Raw genomic sequence first — 21,695 nt, 5'->3', positions numbered from 1 at the left:
GCACTTGGCAACGCCGTGCCGAAAATCTACGCCCGCTCAGCCGAGCAAACTTGGCCGTCAGCGCCCGATGCTTGGCCTACCGTGCCAAGAATTGTGGATACGCTTCGGCGACAGAAAATTTTGAACACCATGTTCAATGGGTAAGTGTCCGAAGATGTTACAGATCAGCGGGTAGTACTTGTGGGGGCCGCTGCTTGCGACCGGTACCGCCGCGGGCTGATCCCGAATTCCGCCTTGAAGGCTCGACTGAAGGCGGCCAGGTCGGTGAATCCCCAGCGGTGAGAAATCTGGGTCAGCGACCGCTCTACTCCGTGTCGTTGCACGATCTCACGACGGCAACCGTCGAGTCGACGGCTGCGAATCGACCGTGACACCGTCGTGCCGTGTTCGGCGAAGGCTCGGTGCAACTGCCGAATGGAGACTTTGACCGATCCCGCGATGTCCACCGGAGACAGGGCCGGGTCTGCGATGCGGGCGTCTATGACCGACAGGGCGGATTCGTAGAGGCTGGTTCGCCGCGAGGTGATCGGTCGCGCAGTTGTGTGAAGAACGGACTTGACCAGGTTGCCGATCTCGTTGACGACTTCCTCTTCGTCTCCGCTTGCGTCGGACGTCATGCGGACGGAGGCAAGATCGTGAAGAAAGCGACCGAGCAGGCCACTCAGGCCCGCGTGTCCGTCGAAGGCGATGGCGGTCAGGCTCGTGACTTCCGCGTCGCTGAGCGACAGGTACGACCGTGGCCAGGTGAACACCTCGAGTCCCCAGATGCCGTCGTGTGCGTGTCCCTCGATCTGCCAATCGAAGGGGCGCGTGGTGTCGTACAGGACGTAGTCGCCACGTCGCAGGACGCATTCGCGGTCGTCTTGGCGCACTACCGCGCTACCGCGGCGGATCATCCCGATCTGCAGATAGTCCGCGCCGTCGCTCTTGATCAGGCTGTTGCTACGGACTATTCGTTGTTCCATCGATTGAACTGCGGATACCCGAACGTGTGCGAGTTGGGCCGAGTGGACGGCCCCGCTGAATCGATCGCCGTCTCCGATATCGGATACGTCGAGCGCGACAAAATGCTCGCGCAACAAATCTGCCCAGTCGCCCGTGAGAGTCGTGCGTGTGGGCAGGGAGAAGCCGGATCGCGCGAGCATTGCAGGGCGCCTCCTCGCAGAAAAGCCGAAGTTCTCGGGTGCTCGATGTTCAGAGAGTAATCCCGCACATCAGACATGTCGATAGAAGTCGACATGTCATCGCGTCGGGAAGAAATTGTTTGCCATACAAACAACGCCGAGTTATTGTTTGTCGTACAAACAAGTAGGAGTTCGTGATGGCCACCGAGGCAGTTCCCGCAGCGCGCGCGACGCGTGAGTCGGGCAAGCAGACGCGCATGGCGCTGTTCAACGCCGCAACCGAGCTGTTCCTCGAGCACGGCGACAGCGTCTCCATCGCGCAGATCTGCACGGCCGCCGGCGCCCATCCCAACCAGGTGACCTACTACTACGGCTCCAAAGAAAAGCTCTTCGTCGAGGTGGCGTGCGCGGCCGTTCTGCGCGCAGGCAAGCGTGCCGAGGTCGATGCCGCCGACGCCGACACGGTCGGCGATTACACCGAGAAGCTGGTCGGATCCCTCCTGGGCTCGGGCGCTCCCAGTGTCGAACTGTTCGTGGAAGCGATGATGATGACGGGTCGTCGTGGTGAACTCCGCGACCTGATCTCCGAAACGCTTCGCACTCTGCACTCCTCGGGCGAAACCGCCCTCCTCCGTACCTTGATCCGCACCGGCTGGCAGCTGCGCGCGGGCATCGACGTCGAGTCCAAGGCCTTCTGGTCTGCGATCTTCGGCCTCGTCATCCAGAAGACTGCCACCGGCGAGAGCTTCGGCTACTCCCTCGAGGAGGCGGTTGCCGTCATCTTCGCCACCCTCCAGATACCCGACGCCGTACTCAACAGCTCGATGGAATGAACTCTCTTCGAGCGTGATTCTCCGACAAGGACTTCGATGGATATCGTTCGCGTATTCGACAGCAACGTCACCAAGACCCCGGACAAACCCTTCCTGATATTCGATGGTCACGATCACACGTACTCCCAGGTTCAGGAGGGAAGTCGACGTGCCGCGGGCTATTTGCAGTCGCTGGGCGTGCAGCCGGGTGACCGCGTCGCGCTGATGTGTTACAACACTCCGGGATTCGTGTACGCGATGCTCGGTGCCTGGCGCTTGGGCGCCGTCGTGGTCCCCATCAATCACAAGATGCAGACTCCGGAAGTTGCCTACGTGCTGGAGCACGCGAAGGTGTCGGTGTGCGTCTTCGACGGTGAGTTGGCGCCGGTTGTCGGTCGACTGGAGACAACGGCCAAGCTGATCAGCACGGACTCTGTCGCAGACGGTTTCGACTTCTTCGACGACGCCATCACCCGCCAGGAGGGCGTCGACGGTATCGACATCGACGAGAACGATCCGGCTGAAATCCTCTACACCTCGGGGACTACCGGCTCGCCCAAAGGCTGCGTCCACAGCCACCGCAACGTCGTCGGTGTTGCCGTCACCGCGGCCCTCGCCGTGTCGACGACTCGGGACGAGCGACTGCTCATGGCCGTCCCGATCTGGCACGCTTCCCCGCTCAACAACTGGTTCATGTCCACGCTCTACATGGGCGGAACCGTCGTGCTGCTGCGCGAGTACCATCCCGTCAAATTCCTGGAAACAGTTCAGGAACAACGCATTACCCTCTGCTTCGGCCCGCCGGTCATCTACACCACTGCACTCAACCTCGTGCCGAACTTTGCCGACTACAACCTCGGAAGCGTTCGTGCGTGGTTGTACGGCGGGGGACCGATCGGTGCGGATGTCGCTCGGCGACTGGTGGAGTCGTACGGCACCACCGAATTCCGGCAGGTCTACGGCATGACCGAGACCGGGCCAGTGGGCACCGTGCTGTACCCCGAAGAGCAGTTGAGCAAGGCGGGCTCGATCGGCCGCGTCGCGCTGGCCGGCGTCGACCTGCGCCTGGTTGCCGATGACGGCACCGACGCGGAGCCCGATCAGATCGGTGAGATCTGGCTGCGCGCCGACACCGTCATGCAGGGGTACCTCGACGACCCCGCTGCCACGAAGGCTGCATTTGCCGACGGCGGTTGGTACCGCACCGGCGATCTGGCGCGCAAGGATGCGGACGGCTACCTCTTCATCGTCGACCGCGCGAAGGACATGATCATCACGGGCGGCGAGAACGTCTACTCCAAGGAGGTCGAGGACGTGATCTCCGGCCACCCGGACGTCGTCGACGTCGCCGTTGTCGGAAAACCCAACGAAGAATGGGGCGAGACCGTCGTCGCGCACGTCGTCTGGCGTGAACCGGATGTCATCAGCGCCGACGACATCAAGGACTACCTCTCGGACAAGTTGGCGCGCTACAAGATTCCGCGTGAAGTGGTGTTCGCGACGATTCTTCCGCGTACACCGACCGGCAAGATCCAGAAGCACCTCATCCGCGCAGCGAGCTGAAAGGCCTGTCATGACTGATATTTCCGAGAAGACCGTCACCCACCCGGCTCCGCATCGCACCCATGCAGTGCTCAACCAGTCGGTACCGCGCACGGACGTCAACGAGTTCCTGCTCGATACGGTCCTGGCCGAAGGCGTCGCGCGTCACGACGCCGATTGGGCCACCAGTGAACTCACCGATATCGGTGAACTGGTCGGTAGTGCCGGGTTCCATCACGACGCCGAGCTGGCCAACACGGTGATCCCCGAATTGAAGACCTTCGATCGCTGGGGAAACCGCATCGACGAGGTCGAATACCATCCGTCGTATCACCGGATCATCTCTGCCGCCGTTGCGCACGGTGCTCACACCTCTGCCTGGGCTGACCCCAAGCCGGGTGCCAACGTGGCTCGGGCCGCGGCATTCATGCTGTTCTCCCAGGTCGAACCGGGCCACGCGTGCCCAATCTCCATGACGCACGCTGTGATCCCCTCGCTCGAGCTGCAACCCGATGTAGCCGCCATCTGGACCCCGCGTGCCCTTTCTCGGAGTTACACCCCCGAGTTGGATGCTCCCGGAAAGGCATCCGCGATCTTCGGAATGTCGATGACGGAAAAGCAGGGTGGCTCCGACGTGCGAGCCAACACGACCATCGCCAAGCCGGCCGGACGTGGCGGCCCGGGTGCGGACTACCTCCTCACCGGACACAAGTGGTTCTGCTCCGCGCCGATGTCTGACGCCTTCCTGGTTCTCGCTCAGGCCGAAGGTGCTGCCGGCGAGGGACTTTCCTGCTTCCTTCTCCCCCGCATCCTGCCTGACGGCACACGCAACGTCTTCCGTATCCAGCGTCTGAAGAACAAGCTGGGCAACAAGTCCAACGCGTCGTCCGAGATCGAACTCGACGGCACCGTCGGCACCATGATCGGCGAACCGGGTCGTGGCGTGCGGACCATCATCGAAATGGTGTCCCAGACGCGACTCGACTGCATCCTCGGCAGCACGGCAGGTATGCGTCAGTCGGTCGCCGAAGCGGTGTGGCATGCACGGCACCGCAGCGCTTTCGGTGCCGTCCTGGCAGATCAGCCGGCGATGACCTCGGTGCTTGCCGATCTGGCTCTCGAATCCGAGGCCGCGACCATCACCGCACTGCGATTGGCCCGTGCGCAGGACGAGGACGCGAATGAGCAGGAAAAGGCGTTCCGCCGACTCGCGACGGCTGTTGCGAAGTACTGGATCTGCAAGCGCGGCCCGCACCACTCCTACGAAGCCCTCGAGTGCCTGGGTGGCAACGGTTACACCGAGGACTTCCCGCTTGCCCGTCGCTACCGTGAGCAGCCCGTCATGGCCGTGTGGGAGGGGTCGGGCAACGTCATCGCGCTCGACGTCCTGCGCGCGATGACCCGTGAACCCGACTCCGTTGCCGCCTTCGACCACGAGGTCAACCTCGCCCGCGGCAACAACCCGGTCCTCGATCAGCACCTCGATCGGGTACGACGCCAACTCGGTGAGCTCGCCACGATGGCACCTGCCGACGCTCAACTCCGCGCTCGGACCGTCGTCGAGGCTATGGCGTTGGCACTGCAGGCTTCGCTCATGGTGCGCCACTCCCCGGCCGCCTCGTCCGATGCGTTCATTGCCGCTCGCCTCGGCGCCGACCGTGGTCACGAGTACGGAACTCTGCCTGTGGGAACAGATTTCGCCGGAATTCTCGCGAGAGCCTAAGGCTGCTCCCTCAGTACCCTGGTGACGGTGTGTACTGCCGGCGTCGGATTGTTGGGTCGCCATGCCATCGCGATTTTCAGCGTGGGCGTGGCCCCGGCGATCGGCAGGTACACGACCCCGTCCATGGACAGATGCGCCGTCGACTCCACGACGACGGCGATCCCGACCCCCGCTCCGACCATGGCCAACAGGCTGTACGGATCGGGGGCTTCGTGTGCGATGGTGGGCGTGAAACCTGCTGTGGCGCAAACGGACAACGTTGCATCGCGCACCACCGAGCCGTGCTCGGCGGGATACATCACGAATCGCTCGGTTGCCAGGTCTTCCGGTGACACCGAGTCATGCGTACCGAGGTGATGCCTGGCCGGAACCGCGACCATCAAGGTTTCCTCCCGCACAGTGTGAGTCTCGAATCCGCGCGGAATGGGCAGGCCGACTATGCCCATGTCCAGTGCTCCGCGTCGGAGAGCGTCGAGCACCTCACCCGAGTACATCTGCGGCCGTAGTTCCAGTTCGATTCCCGGATGGGAGTCGGCCAAGGACCGTGTGAGGGCCGACAGGACGGTGTAGCCGCCTGTTCCGCCGAAACCCACTGTGACACGGCCCGTCTCGCCAGTCGACGCGGCCGATTCGATTTCTCGTACCACGGCGATCTGCGCTTCGATGATTCGTGCGGGCGTGACCAAGGCTTCGCCGGCTGCGGTCAATTGCACTGATCTGGTGGTCCGGACAAACAGGTCGGTGCCGAGTTCGCGCTCGAGCGCCCGAATGGTCTGGCTGAGCGGGGACTGCCCGATGTGGAGTCGCTCGGCGGCCCGGCCGAAATGAAGTTCGTCGGCGACTGCGAGAAACGCGCGCAGCTGACGCAATTCCATGTCGCTCCTCCCGGTCTTCATTATGTGGTTCTCCCACATAAATGAGTCGAACTAAGTCTTGGACTCTACATGGATTTCGGACGATAGTGATTCACGCCTCACATTGCATCCCTTGGTGATGCCCGACGCGAGAATCAGGGAGAACCGTGGATCAAAACCCAGGTCAAGACACCAATCCGCCTGAATACAACACCAAACAGGCACGCAAGGCCGGAATCACGGCGTTTGTCGGAACGACCATCGAATGGTTCGACTTCTACATCTACGGAACCGCATCCGCCTTGGTGCTCGGCCCGCTGTTCTTCCCGGATGCGTCGCCGGCGGTGGGGACACTCGCAGCCTTCGCGACTTTTGCCGTGGGATTCGTGGCTCGTCCGGTCGGCGGAGTGGTGTTCGGTCATTTCGGAGACAAGTTCGGTCGCAAGAACGCCGTGATCATCACCCTCGCGCTCATGGGGTTGGGAACTGTCGGTGTCGGTCTCCTCCCTACGTACTCCCAGATCGGGATCTGGGCACCGATACTGCTTGTGGCACTGCGTGTTCTCCAGGGCATTGCCATGGGCGGCGAATGGGGCGGCGCCGTATTGATCGCCACCGAGTTCGCTCCCCCGAAGAAAAAGGTGCTCTACGGTGCGTTTGCGCAGCAGGGTTCACCGGTCGGCAACCTGCTCGCGACGCTGGCCTTCCTCGGCCTGACGTTGATGTCGGATTCCGTGTTCGAGTCGTGGGGTTGGCGTCTGCCGTTCCTCGGATCCGCAGCTTTGGTGATCGTCGCTCTCTACATCCGGTTGCACATCTCCGAGACGCCCGAGATGAAGAAGGCTGTTGCGGCACAGGAGCGTACACGGATGCCGCTGGTCGAAGTGTTGCGGTCGCATCCCGTCGAACTTGCTCTCGGCGTCGGCGCTGTGGTTGCCGGTGTTGCCATCACGTACGTCAAGACAACTTTTGCGCTCTCTTGGGCGACAACGGATCTCGGCTTCGAGCGTAGTGACTTCCTCCTCGTGATCACCGTGGCACTGGTAGCCCAGGCGCTCGTACAGCCTTTCGGCGCTGTGCTGGCCACGCGGATCGATCCGTCGAAAGCGGTCCGTTGGATGCTGCTTCCGGAGATCGTGCTCCTACCACTGATGTTCGTGCTGGTTCAGACGGGCTCCGTGCCCTTGGCGATTCTGGGTATGGTCCTCGCGACGGCGCCTCACGCAATGTATTACGCCGCGTTGGCCGGCATCCTGGCGCAGGTTTTCCCCACCAATGTTCGGTATACCGGCATCTCTCTGTCGTACCAATTGTCGACCGCCGTTTTTGCCGGAACGGCCCCGATGGTCAGCCAGTATCTGCTGACGCGAACCAACTCGATCTGGCCGGTCGTAGCTCTAGGGCTCGTGTATGTCGTTCTCTCCCTTGTCTGTATGACTGCTTTGCTGCGCAGGAGTGCGCTGCACGCGCAAGGGCCGGATTCGACGAGCTCCTCGAACATGACCGATGTTTCCACCCTGAAAGGCGTTGACCACTGATGAACTTTGCACACACCGACCCCGCTCTGACAGCGGTAGTGGACAGATGGACCGCCGGGGCGGACCGAGAGACGTTGAACGGATTGCTCGACCGACTGGGCCGAGATGCCGCCGGCCGTTTGTCCGAGCTTGCCGACATCGCGGACAAGAACCCGCCGGTGCTGCAGCAATTCGACAAGGCCGGTGACCGCGTCGACCGGATTTCCTATCACCCGGCCTACCTGGAACTGTGCCGGGCGGCGTACAACGAGTACGGCCTGTCCGCCATGTCGCACCGAAAAGGGTTGCACGGATGGGACTCCGTGCATCCGCCACTCGCGAAGTATCTCGCGTCATACATCTTCGTGCAGGCAGAGTTCGGGCTGGCCTGCCCGGTGTCGATGACAGATGCTGCTGCGCGGACCCTGCGTATGTTCGGTGATCCGGCCGTGTTCTCGCCCTGGATCGACGCGTTGACGTCGACGGACCCCGGGCAGGCGAAGACGGGTGCGATGTTCATGACCGAGATTCAGGCAGGCACCGACATCGCCTGCACCGAAACACGCGCCGAGCGCGACGGTGACGGATGGGTTCTGACGGGCAAGAAGTGGTTCGCCTCCAACCCGGATGCCGATGTGATCATCACCCTCGCGAGATTCCCGGGCGGACAGGATGGTTCGACGCGTGGAGTCGGAATGTTCATGGTGCCCAAGACCTTGGGATCCGGCGAGCGCAACAACCTCACGATCGATCGTCTCAAGGACAAGCTGGGTACGCGTTCCATGCCGAGCGGCGAGGTGACGCTGAACCGCGCGCACGCACTCCAGGTCGGCGAACTCGATCGAGGATTCCGCCAGATGGCGGAGATGGTCAACACGTCTCGCCTGTCCAATGCGATGCGTTCGAGCGCTCTCATGCGCCGAGCAGTCCGCGAAGCCGTCGAACATTCGAAGAGTCGAGTCGTGTTCGGTAAGAAGCTCTTCGACCAGCCGCTGATGCGGGCGACGCTTCTTCCCCTTGCACTCGATGCCGAGGCTTCGCTGGCCCTGGTCGCGTACAGCGCACAGTGTCTTCAGGCAGCAGACGGCGGCGACGAACAGGCGCGCGCACTGATCAGGGTGCTGACACCGATCGCCAAACACTTTGTCTGCAAACGCGCGCGGGTGGTCACCGGCGAGGCCATGGAGGTGCGCGGAGGAAACGGCTACATCGAGGAATGGGCCAACGCGCGACTAGTGCGGGATGCCCACTTGGGCTCGATCTGGGAAGGCTCGAGCAATGTCATTGCGCTGGACGTACTTCGGTGCCTACGCAAGTTCAACTCGCACCGCACGGTCGCGGAAGCGATGACCGACATCCTGTCCACCGTCGGACCGGATTGCGAAGCCGGGTCCGGAGTTCTGTTGCGGCGCTGGGAGGAACTGGTCGATGAAGGAGATCGTCTGATCTCCGGATCTGACGATGCCGCGCAGGCTGCGAGTGCAAGGTACTCCGACGAGTTGGCTTGTACCGTCATGGCGACCCTGCTCTTCGACCTTGCGGACCACGGCATCCGACACGGTAATGGGTACCGGTCACTGCTGGTGGCGAATTCCTACCTGGCCGGTCTTGTGGGGAAGGTGCCGTCGGCTGCACTCGGCAATCTCGACGTGATCACCGACGGCGGTGACGTCGAGCTGGATGATGCACGTGACGTCGTAGCCGAGTTCCTCTCCGTAGCAGGGGTTCACCAGTGAATTCTCCAACAGGCCCCACACCCTTGGCTGGTGTCCGCGTGCTCGATCTGTCGAAGATCCTTGCCGGGCCGTACGCAACCATGTCGCTTGCCGATCTCGGAGCCGACGTCACCAAGATCGAACACCCTGAAGGCGGCGACCCCACGCGTTCGTGGGGGCCTCCCTTCGTCGGCGTAGATGCCGCCTACTACCTCGCGATCAACCGCGGCAAGAAGTCGGTCACGATCGACCTCAAGTCCACCGAAGGACAGGAGATCATCCACCGCATGCTCGAAGAGACCGATGTGGTCGTGGAGAACTTCAAGCCGGGCAGCGGATTACAGAAGATCTTCGACTACCAGGCACTGTCCGAGCGATACCCGCATCTGATCACCCTGCACATCTCTGCCTTCGGTGAAGAAGGACCGCTGCGCGACGAACCGGGGTACGACATGATCGCGCAGGCCGCGGGTGGGCTCATGTCGCTCACCGGTGAACCGGGTGGTGCTCCGATGAAATCCGGGTTTGCGTTGGGAGACTTGGGCGCAGCGCTTTTCGGACTGGTCGGTGTCCTGGCTGCATTGGTCGAGCGAGGCCGGACCGGGCGCGGACAGTACGTGACCACGTCGCTGTACGAGTGCCAACTCGCGATGCACGTGAACTGGGCGACCAGTTACTTCGCCACCGGTGAGCGCCCGACTGCGTTGGGCTCCGGTCATCCGAATCTTGCTCCGTATCAAGCATTTCCTGCCAGTGACGGGTACTTCGTCGTCGCTGTCGGCAACGACGCGATGTGGGCGTCGCTGTGCGAGGCCATCGGAAGGAGTGAACTGGTCACCGATCCGCGTTTTGCCCACAACCGCGACAGGGTGGAGAACCGCGAGAGTCTGGAACGAGAACTCACCAGCGCCTTCGCATCGGAGACCGTCGAACACTGGTGCGCTCTTCTCGCCGAACGCGCCGTACCGGTCTCACCGATCCGGCATCTCGACGAGATCTACTCCGATCCCCACACCGCCGCGCTCGGCATGGTCGGAACCGTCGACCATCCGACGCTCGGACCGTTGAAGCAAGTGGCCTTTCCGGTCAACTTCTCCGGCCAGAGGCCACGTCTGACGTCGGCGCCGCCCGTTCTCGGCGCCGACAACGACGAAGTCCTTGGTACCGCTCAGGCCAGCCCGCTCAACGCAGGCGGCGTGTTGTCGTCGCGCCAACCGATGGCCTCGGCAAGCGTCGTGAGGTCGTAGTCCGGTCCGCTGACGCCGACGGTGAAGAGTGAGACACCGTCGGCGACCAGGTCGGCTGCATTTTCGAGCCCAGGCCACGGAACCGAGTGCTCTACTTCCAGCGGGTTCCGGCCCACGTCGGCGCAGTGGTCGGAGAGGATGTCTGACTTGCGCAGGTGTGTCTCACGGTCGCCGAAGCTGTGCCAGACGTCGGCGTACTCGGCGACCAAGCGCAGGGTCTTCTTCTCGCCGCCACCGCCGATGAGGACCGGGATGTTGCGCGTCGGCGGCGGGTTGCCCTTCGCCAGGCGGCCCGTGATGCGGGGGAGGTATTCGCCAAGCAGTTTCAGCCGTGAACCGGGAGTGCCGAAGTCGTATCCGAACTGGTCGTAGTCCTTCTCGAACCAGCCGGCACCGATACCGAGGATCAGGCGCCCACCGCTGATGTGGTCGACGGTTCGCGCCATGTCGGCCAGCAGATCCGGATTGCGGTAGCCACCACCGGTGACCAGGGCGCCGATCTCGACGCGTTCGGTCTGCTCGGCCCAGGCGCCGAGCATGGTCCAGCATTCGAAGTGTGCGCCGTCGGGATCGCCGGTCAACGGGTAGAAGTGGTCCCAGTTGAAGACGATGTCCACCCCGGCGTCCTCGGACCGCAAGACGGCGTCGCGTATCAACCCGTAATCGGGTGCGTGCTGGGGTTGGAGTTGAACACCGATGCGTACCGGACGAGTCATGCCACGCTCCTGACGAGAGGAATGGTTGTCTTCTCCCATCATGGCCGGGTGTGCGCGGTACCGCTACCGCCGCCGTCGGTGACGGGTTTGCCCGATCTTGTGCCCACCCCTGTTCGAGCGAACGGTACTTTCGGCGCCTTAGATCGACTGAACGTGCCGTTCGCTCAAACAGGGGGCAGTCAAAGGGGGGCAGGCAACAGGGGGCGGGTAAAAACAGGGGTGGTCTGCCCACAGCAGACAAGCGGGGCCGCGGCACTGCAGCGCCGGTAGGAATGGATTCATGACTACTGAAGCGCCCACCGATACCGGCTACCGTGACCTGTTGACAGACAGGCTCTTCCGACAGCGAACCATTCTGCTCACCGGCGAGGTCAACGACGCCATGGCCGAACGTGTGTGTTCGGAACTGGTGCTCCTCGCCACCACCGACCCCAAGCGCGACGTCGTGCTGTACATCAATTCACCTGGCGGATCGGTGTTTGCCGGTCTGGCCATCTACGACACGATGAAGCTCATCCCCAATGACGTCGTGACGGTCGCGATGGGCTTCGCCGCCAGCATGGGCCAGGTGCTCCTCTGCTCCGGCGCCCACGGCAAACGAATCAGCCTGGCGCACAGCCGCATCATGATGCACCAACCTTCGGCGGGTATCGGTGGCACTGCGGTGGACATTGCGATCCAGGCCGAGAGCCTCGAGCTGATGAAGCGTCAATCGCAGGAAATCCTCGCCGCCGAAACGGGCCGGACCGTCGAAGAGATCGAGACCGACAGCGATCGGGATCGCTGGTTCACCGCCGAGCAGGCGCGCGAGTACGGAATCGTCGACCGCGTCGTGACGTCCTTCGCCGAGATAGCACCGCAAGCCACCTTCCCCAAGATCGGATTGTGACGTCATGTCCCAGTACACGATTCCCAGTGTCATCGAGCGAACACCAACGGGTGAGCGATCTTTCGACATCTTCAGCAGGCTGCTCAACGAACGCATCGTCTTTCTCGGCACGGAGATCGACGACGGCGTCGCCAACGTCGTGATGGCTCAGATGCTGCATCTGCAAGCCGACAACCCGGATCGCGAAATCGGTTTGTACATCAACTCTCCCGGCGGTTCCACCACGGCGATGCTCGCGATCTACGACACCATGCAGTTCTTGAAGCCGACGATTTCGACGTACTGCATGGGTCAAGCGGCTTCGGCTGCTGCAGTGCTTCTGGCCGCAGGCACTCCGGGCCATCGGCATGTTCTTGCCCATTCGCGGGTGCTGCTGCATCAACCGTCGACGCAAGGTAGCGGCACCATCTCGGACCTCGCGCTTCAAGCAGCCGAGATCCTGAGAATCCGGGAGCAGACCGAGGCGATTCTGAGTATGCACACCGGTCAGAGCGTCGAGCGGCTCCGTAAGGACACCGATCGCGACAGAATCTTCACTGCCGACGACGCTATCTCCTACGGATTGGCTGACACCCTCATCGAAGGGAACTGATCAGGCCGCCATCAGGACGGGACCGGAGATCGGTGCGGGAGAATGTCCGAAAGTGAGGGAGTTGAGCGCAACGATCCTGTTGCCCGCTCGGAACAGCAGGTGCTCGAGCGGCATCCCGAGCGCTTCGCAGATGGCGCGCAGAATTTCCGACGACGGTTCCTTCTTGCCCCGTTCGATCTCTGAGAGGTACTGCTTCGACATCCCGACCTTTGCGGCTACGTCGTCGAGAGTTCGGTCCTGATCGCGTCTGACCTCCCGCAGCACTCGTCCGTAGGCTTCACGAATCAGCGGGGGTTTGCGCACGGCGACAGCCGGATCGGGGAGTTCCGACTCACCCTTGACCAGGACCAGTCTGCGCGGCGCATCCATAGGCCGAGTATTCCAGCCGACCGGTTCGCACACCACCCGGTTCACCGAGGGCTGACATCTAGTCCGTTCGAACACCACCGGCAAGAAACATCGCTCGAAGAACGAAGGTCGCCTCGGGTCCGATGATCTCGCCGACCAGGCTCGTATAGCGGTCGACGAACTCGGGCCCGTGGGAGGCCTCGTCGGAAGTGGGGTCGCCGAGGTGGTGCGCAAGTTCGTGCAAGACAACGAATTCGCGTAGCGCCCACCGGCCGTCACGGTCGTCCGGGACGGCGATGACGTCGTTCGAGTAGTGAGCGGCGGCATTGCCGGCGCGGGAGCGTACGGACACCGGAATGGTTGCGCGAGTCCAGGTCTCCCGTACCCAATTCAGCCCGAGTAGCTGATCGCAGTACGCCTGGACCGACTCCACGGAACCGAATTTGCGCTCGACCGGCAAGGTGATGGTGGAACCCATGACTTCGACGCTCCGAAGTCCGCGCTGGTCGGCGCGATCGAACATGGTGCGTACCAACGTCTCTGCCTCGTAAACGGCGCTCCGCTGCGTATCCCTCACGAGTCGAGCTGCCCGCGCACCCCGCCGATCTCCGGAAGGTTTCCCAGACGTGCGGAGCGCGCCGCCCGATCACCCGCTCGTCGAGCATGCGAGGAATGCCCGGCGCTTGCGCGGCCGCCGCCCCGCCACGTCCCACGCGCTTTGGAGTTGGACGAGTAGTAGTCCTTCAGCTCGATTTCCTTGTTACGCAGCACGAGTGCGGTTTCGGAAGACGACGTGGCAGATTCTGCGATCGCGGTCTTCTCCGTCTCCTGCTTCGTCCCGGCCAACCGAGCGCCGATGCGGGACGCGTACGCCATCTGGAAGTTCAGGCGTGCCGTCACTCCGGCCACCGGCTTGCGGACCTGCGTGCTGACGCGTCGTCGTCCACGAGTTTCGACGACGGTCCGCACGGACGTTTCGCCTCGGTACGCCCCGGAACGCACGTAGGCATCGGAGTCGCGCACCATCTGGAAGAGCAGGCTCGAATACAGGGCCTCGCACACGTCGATGTCGCCGGCGAAGCCGTAGGCGTAGATGACGGCCGACGTCTGCGCGATGTCGCATTGCACGTCGTTGGCAGCGGCGATGGCGATGAACAACTGGGCGTACGTTCGCAGTCCGCGCTTGCCCGGTTCGCCGATGGTGATGAGCCGTTGAGTGGGCGTCGCACGCTTTTCCGAAGACGCGGTGTGCGCACGCGCGACCGCCAGGTCGATCGCGGAACTGGTGGCCAACCGCTGAGCGGCAGCCATGAAGGCTTCACCTTCGTGTGGATTGTCGGTGGACTCCGCTTGGCGAAGCAGCGCACCGATGCGGGTCAGCATCTTCTCCGAACTCACCGTGAAAGACTACGCTCGCGCGCCGACACGGACGTTTATGCTGCTAGCGCACACGCTCACCCTCGACTTGGATCGTCCGGCACGTTCCTGCCGGTAGAAGGGATCAACCCCGTCATGGCTTCAGTGACTTTCGAGAGCACCACCTGCCTGTTCCCCGGATCGAACACTCCGGCAGTGGACAAGCTCGACCTCGAGATCGAGGACGGCGAGTTCCTCGTCCTCGTCGGACCCTCCGGCTGCGGAAAGTCGACCACCCTGCGCATGCTCGCCGGGCTCGAAGACGTCCACAGTGGACGCATCCTCATCGGCGACCGCGACGTCACCGGTCAGGAGCCGAAAGAGCGCGACATCGCGATGGTCTTCCAGAACTACGCGCTGTACCCGCACATGTCGGTGGCCGAGAACATGGGTTTTGCGCTCAAGCTCGCCGGAACCAACAAGACGGAGATCCGCGCCCGCGTCGAAGAGGTCGCGAAGATGCTCGATCTCGAGCCGTACCTCGATCGCAAGCCCAAGGCGCTGTCCGGTGGCCAGCGTCAGCGAGTGGCGATGGGCCGCGCCATCGTTCGCCAGCCGCAGGTCTTCCTGATGGACGAGCCGCTCTCGAACCTCGACGCAAAACTCCGTGTGCAGACACGTACGCAGATCGCTCAGCTGCAACGACGCCTCGCGACGACGATGGTTTACGTGACCCACGACCAGGTCGAGGCCATGACGATGGGTGACCGCGTCGCCGTCCTCGAAAAGGGAATCCTGCAGCAGTGCGCCTCGCCGCGCGAGCTGTACAACAAGCCGAAGAACGTTTTCGTCGCCGGCTTCATGGGTTCACCCGCGATGAACCTCTTCACCCTCCCCGTCGTCGACGGCGGCGTCGCATTCGGTGACGGGATCGTTCCGGTTCCGCGCGAGACGATGAACGGCGTCGTCGAAACCGAGGTTGTTCTGGGTATTCGCCCCGAGCACCTCGAGATCGCAGCCGAAGGCCTGCCGATGGAGGTCGACGTCGTCGAGGAACTGGGCTCGGACGCCTACGTCTACGGCCGGACCACGATCGGCGGACGGTTGCAGCAGATCGTCTCGCGTGGTGACTGGCGCAATCCGCCGCAGAAGGGCGAGCGCGTCAACCTGCGCGTCGACCCCGAGAAGGTGCACATTTTTGCCACCACCGACGGGCGTCGCCTGGGTTAGGTGGACCTGTCAAACGACACATGACCGATTCAGGTTCGGCGTAATACCCACAAGTAGGGGTGTCTCGTGCCACAGTAGGGGCCGATGCCGGGAGCCGGCACTCATGGCGCATGCCGTGAGCAGGCTCTCGGTGACCGTCTATTTGTCATACACATACGGGGAGCGAATCCATGGTTCTGAACTCGAAGGCGATGCGCCGCGCTGCAATTGCAGCCACGGCAGCGTCCATGCTGGTACTGGCAGGCTGTTCGTCCGATTCGGACAAGGACAGCGGAACCAGCACCACGGCCGCATCCGGGGGATCGTCCTCGAGCGAAGGCCGCGGACCCATCACGATCGTCGAGGGGCAGGATGCCCTGAACGAGGCGCTCGAAAACATCATCTCCGACTGGAATGCCGAGCATCCGGACGAGAAGGTCACGCTCAAGCCGCTGGCGAAGGAAGCCAACGCGCAGGTCGACGACATCACCCAGCGCATGCAGGCCAAGAGCGACGAGTACGACCTCATCGGCGTCGACGTCGTCAACACCGCCCAGTTCGCCGCAAACGGTTGGCTGCTGCCGCTCGAGGGTGACCTCGCGATCGACGAGTCCGGCCTCCTGCCGTCGACCGTCGCTTCGGGCACCTACAACGGCAAGCTCTACGCAGCGCCGAAGAACACCAACGCAGCGTTCCTGTACTACCGCAAGGACCTCGTCGAGAAGGCCCCCACCACGTGGGCCGAGCTCAAGGAAAACTGCCCGAAGGCTGTCGAAGCCGGCATCTCCTGCTACATCGGTCAGTTCAAGAACTACGAGGGCCTGACGGTCAACACCACCGAGATCACCAACGCCTTCGACGGACCGTGGGTCGGCCCGGACGGACTCACCCCGGCCATCGACGACAAGACGAAGGCAGGCGTTCAGTCGATCGTCGACAACTTCGCCGACAACACGATCCCGCAGGAAGCGCTGACCTACTCCGAGGGCGAGTCGCAGACCGCGTTCGGCGACGGCAAGGCACTCTTCATGCGCACGTGGTCCGGCTTCTCGGTCGACGGTGAGAAGACCTCGGTTGCCGGCAAGTACGGCTACACCGTTCTTCCGGGTGTCGACGGACCGGGCGCTTCGACCGTCGGCGGCTACAACGTCGGCATCAGCGCGTACTCGGACGCACCCGCCACGGCTCGTGACTTCCTCGAGTTCATGCAGACCAAGAAGTCGCAGACGTACTTCACCGAGGTCGGCGGCGCACCCGTCCTCTCGGCTGTCTACGACGATCCGGCAGTGCTCGCTCAGTTCCCGTACTTCGCGACCCTGAAGGAAGCACTCGCCACCGCTCAGCCGCGCCCCGTCACGCCGTACTACACGCAGGTGTCGAAGTCGATCTCCGACAACACCTACGCTGCTATTCGCGGCGAGAAGACCGTCGAGCAGGCCTTGGCGGACACCAAGGCCGGCATCGAAACCGCCGGTAACTGATCTACCAGGAGCAATAAGCAATGGCAGAACCGCAGGATCCTTCCGCGGCTGTGCCTACCAACCCCACGGTCGGGGCCGGTTCAACCGGTCCCGACCGTTCGGGCGTTGGTGGGAGACACCGTGCACCGGAACCGCTAGAAGAGCCGTCGGCATCCGAGGCAGCAGGGACATCCCTGACCAAGGTTCTGCCTGACCTTGCAGCTACTCCACCCCCGCCGACCTCGCCCCCGCCTGCGTCGGCCGACAAGCCGAAGAAGCGTCGACGAGTTCCGGTGTGGGCGTTCGTCGCACCGTCGCTGATCGTTCTCGCCGTCATCATTCTGTATCCGCTCGGACGAGCGATCTGGATGTCGATGCACAGCGACGGCAAGAAGCTCGATCCCGAGACCGGCATGTTCGTCACCGGTCAGTTCACGTGGTTCGACAACTACAAGAACTGGATCACCCAGTCCTGCAACACCGCCAACGGCTCGATTCCCTGCCCGCCCGGCACACTCGGATCGCAGTTCTGGCAGTCGATCGGAAATACGTTCGGCTTCACCGTCGTCACCGTCCTGCTCGAGACGGTGATCGGTCTGTCGATGGCGTTGATCATGGCCAAGACGTTCCGCGGACGCGGTTTGCTCCGCGCTTCCGTGCTGATTCCCTGGGCCATCCCCACCGCCGTCACCGCGAAGCTCTGGTTCTTCATCTTCGCCAACGACGGCATTGCCAACAAGATCCTCGGCACCAACATCCTGTGGACGGCGGACCCCTGGCCGGCGCGATTCGCGATCGTCGTCGCCGACGTCTGGAAGACCGCGCCGTTCATGGCGTTGCTGATCCTCGCGGGTCTTCAGATGATTCCCGCCGACGTCTACGAGGCCGCCAAGGTCGACGGTGCGACGGCGTGGCAGCGGTTCCGCATGATCACGCTTCCGCTGGTCAAGCCCGCACTCATGGTGGCGGTGCTCTTCCGCACGATGGACGCGCTGCGCATGTACGACCTGCCCGCGATCATGATGGGATCCAATCCCGCCACCTCCACCATCTCGGTTCTGGTGGTCGATCAGATGCGCGTCGGCGCCAATTCGGCGTCGGCACTGTCCACCATCACGTTCCTCATCATCTTCGCTGTGGCCTTCATCCTGGTCCGATTCCTCGGAGCCAATGCGGTCAGCACGCAGGAAAAGCAGCGGAAGGGGGAGCCGGTATGAACAAGGCACTACGCGGCAAGATCGGCACCTACATCGGCGTCGTACTGATCATCGTGTGGGGACTCGCTCCCTGCTACTGGATGATCGTGACGGCGCTGCGCGACCCCGCGGACACGTTCTCGACGTCGCTGTGGCCCACCAATCTCACTCTGTCCAACTTCACCGCGGCGCTCGATCCCGATGCCAAGGTGAACTTCACCCGTGCACTGATGAACAGCCTCATCATCGCGGGCGCGACCACGCTGATCGCCTTGGTCATCGGCGTGTTCACGGCGTACGCGCTCTCGCGTTTCGATTTCCGTGGCAAATACTTCGTCACCGGAATCATCCTCGGCGCGTCCATGTTTCCGGTCGTCGCCCTCGTGACCCCGCTGTTCCAGTTGTTCACCGACATCGGCTGGATCGGCAGCTACAAAGCGCTGATCATCCCGAACATCTCGTTCGTGCTGCCGCTGACGGTCTATACGCTGACGTCGTTCTTCTCCGAGCTTCCGTGGGAGCTCGAAGAGGCGGCGCGTATTGACGGCGCCACCCGTGGCCAGGCCTTCCGTCTGATCATGCTTCCGCTCGCCGCGCCGGCACTGTTCACCACCGCGATCCTCGCCTTCATCGCAACGGTCAACGAGTACCTGCTCTCGCTCCAACTCTCGAGTGACAAGACCGCACCCGTCACCGTGGCGATGGCCAAGTTCTCCGGAACGGACCCATTCGTCACGCCGTACACCTCGATCATGGCCGGCGGAACCCTCGTGATGGTCCCGCTGGTCATCATGGTTCTCATCTTCCAGCGACGCATCATCGCCGGTCTGACCGCAGGCGGCGTCAAGTCGTGATGCGCGCTTGCGCACGGTTTCGATGAGGCGGGCTTCGCGCGCCCAGCGTATGGAGCTGATTGCCGGCTTCATCTCGGTCTTCGCCCTCATGGCGTTGATCGGCGCTGTGGTCGCGATCGTCAAGGGAGACCCCGGCGTGATGCCGTCTTTGGTGCTGCTCGGTTGCGTCGTCGCTCTCGGGCTCGCGTTCCGCGGATATCGGAACGCGGTCCGAGCAGAACGTCGCGAGTAGCCAGCCCGGTAGGGTGACATTTCGGTATCGCAGTTGCCGGGAGTTATCTGATCGAGATATCACCCTGGTGGAATGGTGCCGGTAAGTCCGGATCCACGACCGGGAGTGTTGAGTGAGTCCATCGAACAGATCGAGTGCGACGGGTGGCGATCAGTCGTCGGCTCGATCGGGCAAGTCGGCTAATTCGCCCCGGTCGAACAAGTCGGCCAAGCCCGCGAAAAAGCAGCGCTCGAAGTGGCGGTACGTCCGGCGGACCATCTACGTGCTCGTGCTCCTGATGGTCATCGTGCCCGCGTCGGTTTTTGCTGTCGCGTACAGCCGGACCGACGTCCCGCGCCCCTCTGACATGCAGACCAATCAGGTGTCCACCATCTACATGGCCGACGGCACGACCGTGCTCGGCAAGGTAGTGCCGCCGGAGGGAAACCGGACCGAGGTCGCGTTGTCGGCCATCCCGATTCACGTCCGCGATTCGGTGCTCTCGGCGGAGGATCGTAACTTCTACACCAACCCCGGGTTCTCGATCTCCGGATTTGCTCGCGCTGCCCGCGACAACGTGATGGGCAAGGAAAGTGCCGGCGGTGGCTCGACGATCACTCAGCAATACGTGAAGAACGTCTTGGTCGGTGACAAGCGCAGTATCGACAGGAAGCTGCGTGAGCTCGTCATCTCCGCCAAGATGGCGCGCGAATGGTCCAAGGACGACATTCTTGCCGCGTATCTCAACACCATCTACTTCGGTCGCGGTGCGTACGGCATCGCCGCCGCGTCGAACGCGTACTTCGACAAGCCGGTCAGTGAGCTGAGCGTCGAGGAAGGCGCAGTTCTCGCGTCCGTCATCCAGAGCCCGTCGTTCCTGGACCCCGAGACCAATCTGTCCGCGCTGCAAGCGCGCTGGGACTACGTTCTCAACGGCATGGTGGAACTGGGCAGCCTGACCAAGACGGATCGCGACGCGATGCAGTTCCCGGCCGTCGCCCCCGCCAATCGGCCGACCGATCTGAACCAGGCGCCAGGACCCGAAGGCCACATCAAGACCCAGGTACTCAAGGAACTGGCCGAGGCCGGTATCAGCGATCAGACGCTGAACACCGCTGGTCTGCAGATCACGACGACCATCGACCCGGTTGCGCAGGAAGCTGCGCTGAACGCCGTCAGGCGGAATCTCGAGGGCGAGCCGGAAGACCTGCGGACCGCAGTAGTGTCCATCGACCCCAAGACCGGTGGCGTCGACGCCTATTACGGCGGTGACGACGGAGCCGGCTTCGACTACGCCCAGGCGCCGCTGCAGACCGGTTCAGCGTTCAAGGTCTTCGGTCTGGTCGCAGCATTGATGGAAGACATTCCGCTGTCCGCACGGTTCGACAGTTCACCGCTCACGATCAACGGCGTGACCATCGGAAACGTCGGCGGCGAATCCTGTGGTCGATGCACCATCGCCGAGGCACTCAAGCGTTCGCTGAACACCAGCTTCTACCGGTTGATGCTCTCGATGGAGAACGGTCCCCAGAAGATCGCCGACGCCGCCCACCTGGCCGGCATCCCCGAGCACATTCCCGGACTCGACTACCCGACGCTCACACAGGAGGGTGGTCCGCCGGAGAACGGAATCGTGCTCGGCCAGTATCAGTCTCGCGTTATCGACATGGCGTCCGCTTACGCGACGCTCGCCAATTCCGGTGTGTACCAGCAGCCGCACTTCATCCGGAAGGTCGTGACGGCCGAAGGTGAAGTCCTGCTCGATCGCCCGGTCTCTCCCGGTGAGCGTCGTCTCGATGCTGCCGTTGCCGACAACGTCACGCAGGCAATGCTCCCGATCGCGTCGTACTCGAACGGTCACGCGCTTGCCGGTGGACGCCCGTCTGCTGCCAAGACCGGCACCGCGCAGTTGGGTGACACGGGGCAGAACAAGGATGCGTGGATGGTCGGTTACACGCCGTCGCTGTCCACCGCGGTGTGGATCGGAACTTCCGACGCTCAGGCCATCACCAACTCCTACGGTGGTTTGATCTACGGCTCCGGAGTGCCTGCGGACATCTGGAAGAGCACGATGGACGGCGCGCTGAAGGGATCCGACTGGGAGAGCTTTCCGTGGCCGGACCCCATCGGCGGGCAGGCCGGCGTTCCCGCGAACTCCGGCGTGACCTCGGGGGACGGGACGGGCACGCCCACGACGGGCGCGGTCGCTCCCCCGGCGCCCATCGAGGTGCCCGGCCTACCGCCGATCGAAGTACCGCCGCTCCCCCAGTTGCCGCGTCAGATCGAGATCCTGCCGGGCATCGTCATCCCACTACCGGGCTGACAAGCAG

General features: G+C 63.1%; 20 protein-coding genes. 14 read left to right on the top strand and 6 right to left on the bottom strand.

Annotated elements, in window-relative coordinates:
* Positions 1 to 164: 164 nt before the first annotated feature.
* Positions 165 to 1,145, bottom strand: a complete 981-nt coding sequence (locus tag RhoBH5_RS11545; RefSeq protein WP_047270147.1) for a helix-turn-helix domain-containing protein — start codon at positions 1,143 to 1,145, stop codon at positions 165 to 167.
* Positions 1,146 to 1,321: 176 nt separating this feature from the next.
* Here RhoBH5_RS11545 and RhoBH5_RS11540 point away from each other — a divergent pair, with 176 nt between their 5' ends.
* Genes RhoBH5_RS11540 through RhoBH5_RS11530 form a run of 3 tightly spaced genes read left to right on the top strand, consistent with a single transcriptional unit; the run spans position 1,322 to position 5,201 of the window.
* Positions 1,322 to 1,957, top strand: a complete 636-nt coding sequence (locus RhoBH5_RS11540) for a TetR/AcrR family transcriptional regulator C-terminal domain-containing protein (RefSeq protein ID WP_030537647.1) — start codon at positions 1,322 to 1,324, stop codon at positions 1,955 to 1,957.
* Positions 1,958 to 1,993: 36 nt separating this feature from the next.
* Positions 1,994 to 3,499 carry a class I adenylate-forming enzyme family protein gene (locus RhoBH5_RS11535; RefSeq protein WP_151098504.1) on the top strand — a complete coding sequence of 502 codons (1,506 nt, stop codon included), beginning with the start codon at positions 1,994 to 1,996 and terminating at the stop codon, positions 3,497 to 3,499.
* 10 nt (positions 3,500 to 3,509) lie between these two features.
* Positions 3,510 to 5,201 (top strand): acyl-CoA dehydrogenase family protein, encoded by a 1,692-nt coding sequence (locus tag RhoBH5_RS11530; protein ID WP_270008297.1) that lies wholly within the window; start codon positions 3,510 to 3,512, stop codon positions 5,199 to 5,201.
* On the opposite strand, the gene RhoBH5_RS11525 is transcribed toward RhoBH5_RS11530, so the two are convergent.
* Positions 5,198 to 6,076: a LysR family transcriptional regulator gene (locus RhoBH5_RS11525; protein WP_270008296.1), complete on the bottom strand. Its 879-nt coding sequence runs from the start codon at positions 6,074 to 6,076 to the stop codon at positions 5,198 to 5,200. The genes RhoBH5_RS11530 and RhoBH5_RS11525 overlap by 4 nt on opposite strands.
* 146 nt (positions 6,077 to 6,222) lie before the next feature.
* On the opposite strand from RhoBH5_RS11525, the gene RhoBH5_RS11520 reads away from it, so the two are divergent.
* The 3 genes from RhoBH5_RS11520 to RhoBH5_RS11510 are packed head-to-tail and all read left to right on the top strand — an operon-like array spanning position 6,223 to position 10,534.
* Entirely contained in the window at positions 6,223 to 7,593 is a 1,371-nt protein-coding gene (locus RhoBH5_RS11520; RefSeq protein ID WP_151098502.1) for an MFS transporter, read from the top strand.
* Positions 7,593 to 9,308 carry an acyl-CoA dehydrogenase family protein gene (locus RhoBH5_RS11515; RefSeq protein WP_151098501.1) on the top strand — a complete coding sequence of 572 codons (1,716 nt, stop codon included), beginning with the start codon at positions 7,593 to 7,595 and terminating at the stop codon, positions 9,306 to 9,308. Before RhoBH5_RS11520 ends, RhoBH5_RS11515 begins: the two co-directional genes overlap by 1 nt.
* Positions 9,305 to 10,534, top strand: a complete 1,230-nt coding sequence (locus tag RhoBH5_RS11510; protein WP_081558695.1) for a CaiB/BaiF CoA transferase family protein — start codon at positions 9,305 to 9,307, stop codon at positions 10,532 to 10,534. The genes RhoBH5_RS11515 and RhoBH5_RS11510 overlap by 4 nt, the downstream gene beginning before the upstream one ends.
* On the opposite strand, the gene RhoBH5_RS11505 is transcribed toward RhoBH5_RS11510, so the two are convergent.
* Positions 10,456 to 11,250, bottom strand: coding sequence for an LLM class F420-dependent oxidoreductase (locus tag RhoBH5_RS11505; protein ID WP_030537640.1), 795 nt, complete (start codon positions 11,248 to 11,250; stop codon positions 10,456 to 10,458). The genes RhoBH5_RS11510 and RhoBH5_RS11505 overlap by 79 nt on opposite strands.
* 280 nt (positions 11,251 to 11,530) lie before the next feature.
* On the opposite strand from RhoBH5_RS11505, the gene RhoBH5_RS11500 reads away from it, so the two are divergent.
* Positions 11,531 to 12,139 (top strand): ClpP family protease, encoded by a 609-nt coding sequence (locus RhoBH5_RS11500; protein WP_270008295.1) that lies wholly within the window; start codon positions 11,531 to 11,533, stop codon positions 12,137 to 12,139.
* A 4-nt stretch (positions 12,140 to 12,143) separates the two neighbouring features.
* On the top strand, positions 12,144 to 12,731 hold the full coding sequence (locus RhoBH5_RS11495) for an ATP-dependent Clp protease proteolytic subunit (RefSeq protein ID WP_065351657.1): 588 nt from the start codon (positions 12,144 to 12,146) through the stop codon (positions 12,729 to 12,731).
* Here RhoBH5_RS11495 and RhoBH5_RS11490 read toward each other — a convergent pair whose 3' ends face one another.
* The 3 genes from RhoBH5_RS11490 to RhoBH5_RS11480 are packed head-to-tail and all read right to left on the bottom strand — an operon-like array spanning position 12,732 to position 14,477.
* Positions 12,732 to 13,100, bottom strand: coding sequence for a helix-turn-helix domain-containing protein (locus RhoBH5_RS11490; RefSeq protein ID WP_003946041.1), 369 nt, complete (start codon positions 13,098 to 13,100; stop codon positions 12,732 to 12,734).
* Between the two features lie 58 nt (positions 13,101 to 13,158).
* On the bottom strand, positions 13,159 to 13,656 hold the full coding sequence (locus tag RhoBH5_RS11485; RefSeq protein ID WP_065351656.1) for a TIGR04338 family metallohydrolase: 498 nt from the start codon (positions 13,654 to 13,656) through the stop codon (positions 13,159 to 13,161).
* Positions 13,653 to 14,477: a DUF2786 domain-containing protein gene (locus RhoBH5_RS11480; protein WP_211921805.1), complete on the bottom strand. Its 825-nt coding sequence runs from the start codon at positions 14,475 to 14,477 to the stop codon at positions 13,653 to 13,655. The genes RhoBH5_RS11485 and RhoBH5_RS11480 overlap by 4 nt, the downstream gene beginning before the upstream one ends.
* A gap of 114 nt (positions 14,478 to 14,591) precedes the next feature.
* On the opposite strand from RhoBH5_RS11480, the gene RhoBH5_RS11475 reads away from it, so the two are divergent.
* From RhoBH5_RS11475 to RhoBH5_RS11450, 6 genes are all read left to right on the top strand, one after another.
* Positions 14,592 to 15,665: an ABC transporter ATP-binding protein gene (locus RhoBH5_RS11475; RefSeq protein WP_003946073.1), complete on the top strand. Its 1,074-nt coding sequence runs from the start codon at positions 14,592 to 14,594 to the stop codon at positions 15,663 to 15,665.
* Between the two features lie 170 nt (positions 15,666 to 15,835).
* Positions 15,836 to 17,125 carry an ABC transporter substrate-binding protein gene (locus tag RhoBH5_RS11470; RefSeq protein ID WP_007735225.1) on the top strand — a complete coding sequence of 430 codons (1,290 nt, stop codon included), beginning with the start codon at positions 15,836 to 15,838 and terminating at the stop codon, positions 17,123 to 17,125.
* Positions 17,126 to 17,145: 20 nt separating this feature from the next.
* Positions 17,146 to 18,321: a carbohydrate ABC transporter permease gene (locus RhoBH5_RS11465; RefSeq protein WP_007735224.1), complete on the top strand. Its 1,176-nt coding sequence runs from the start codon at positions 17,146 to 17,148 to the stop codon at positions 18,319 to 18,321.
* Entirely contained in the window at positions 18,318 to 19,154 is an 837-nt protein-coding gene (locus RhoBH5_RS11460; protein ID WP_003946046.1) for a carbohydrate ABC transporter permease, read from the top strand. Before RhoBH5_RS11465 ends, RhoBH5_RS11460 begins: the two co-directional genes overlap by 4 nt.
* 22 nt (positions 19,155 to 19,176) lie before the next feature.
* Entirely contained in the window at positions 19,177 to 19,386 is a 210-nt protein-coding gene (locus RhoBH5_RS11455) for a hypothetical protein (protein ID WP_019746112.1), read from the top strand.
* Between the two features lie 112 nt (positions 19,387 to 19,498).
* Entirely contained in the window at positions 19,499 to 21,688 is a 2,190-nt protein-coding gene (locus RhoBH5_RS11450; RefSeq protein ID WP_054187244.1) for a transglycosylase domain-containing protein, read from the top strand.
* The last annotated feature ends 7 nt before the right edge of the window (positions 21,689 to 21,695 follow it).

The organism is Rhodococcus sp. BH5 (genome assembly GCF_027583855.1).
GTDB lineage: Bacteria > Actinomycetota > Actinomycetes > Mycobacteriales > Mycobacteriaceae > Rhodococcus_F > Rhodococcus_F qingshengii.
The sequence above is the reverse complement of the archived record's forward strand: the minus strand, read 5'-3'. Positions and strand labels throughout refer to the sequence as shown.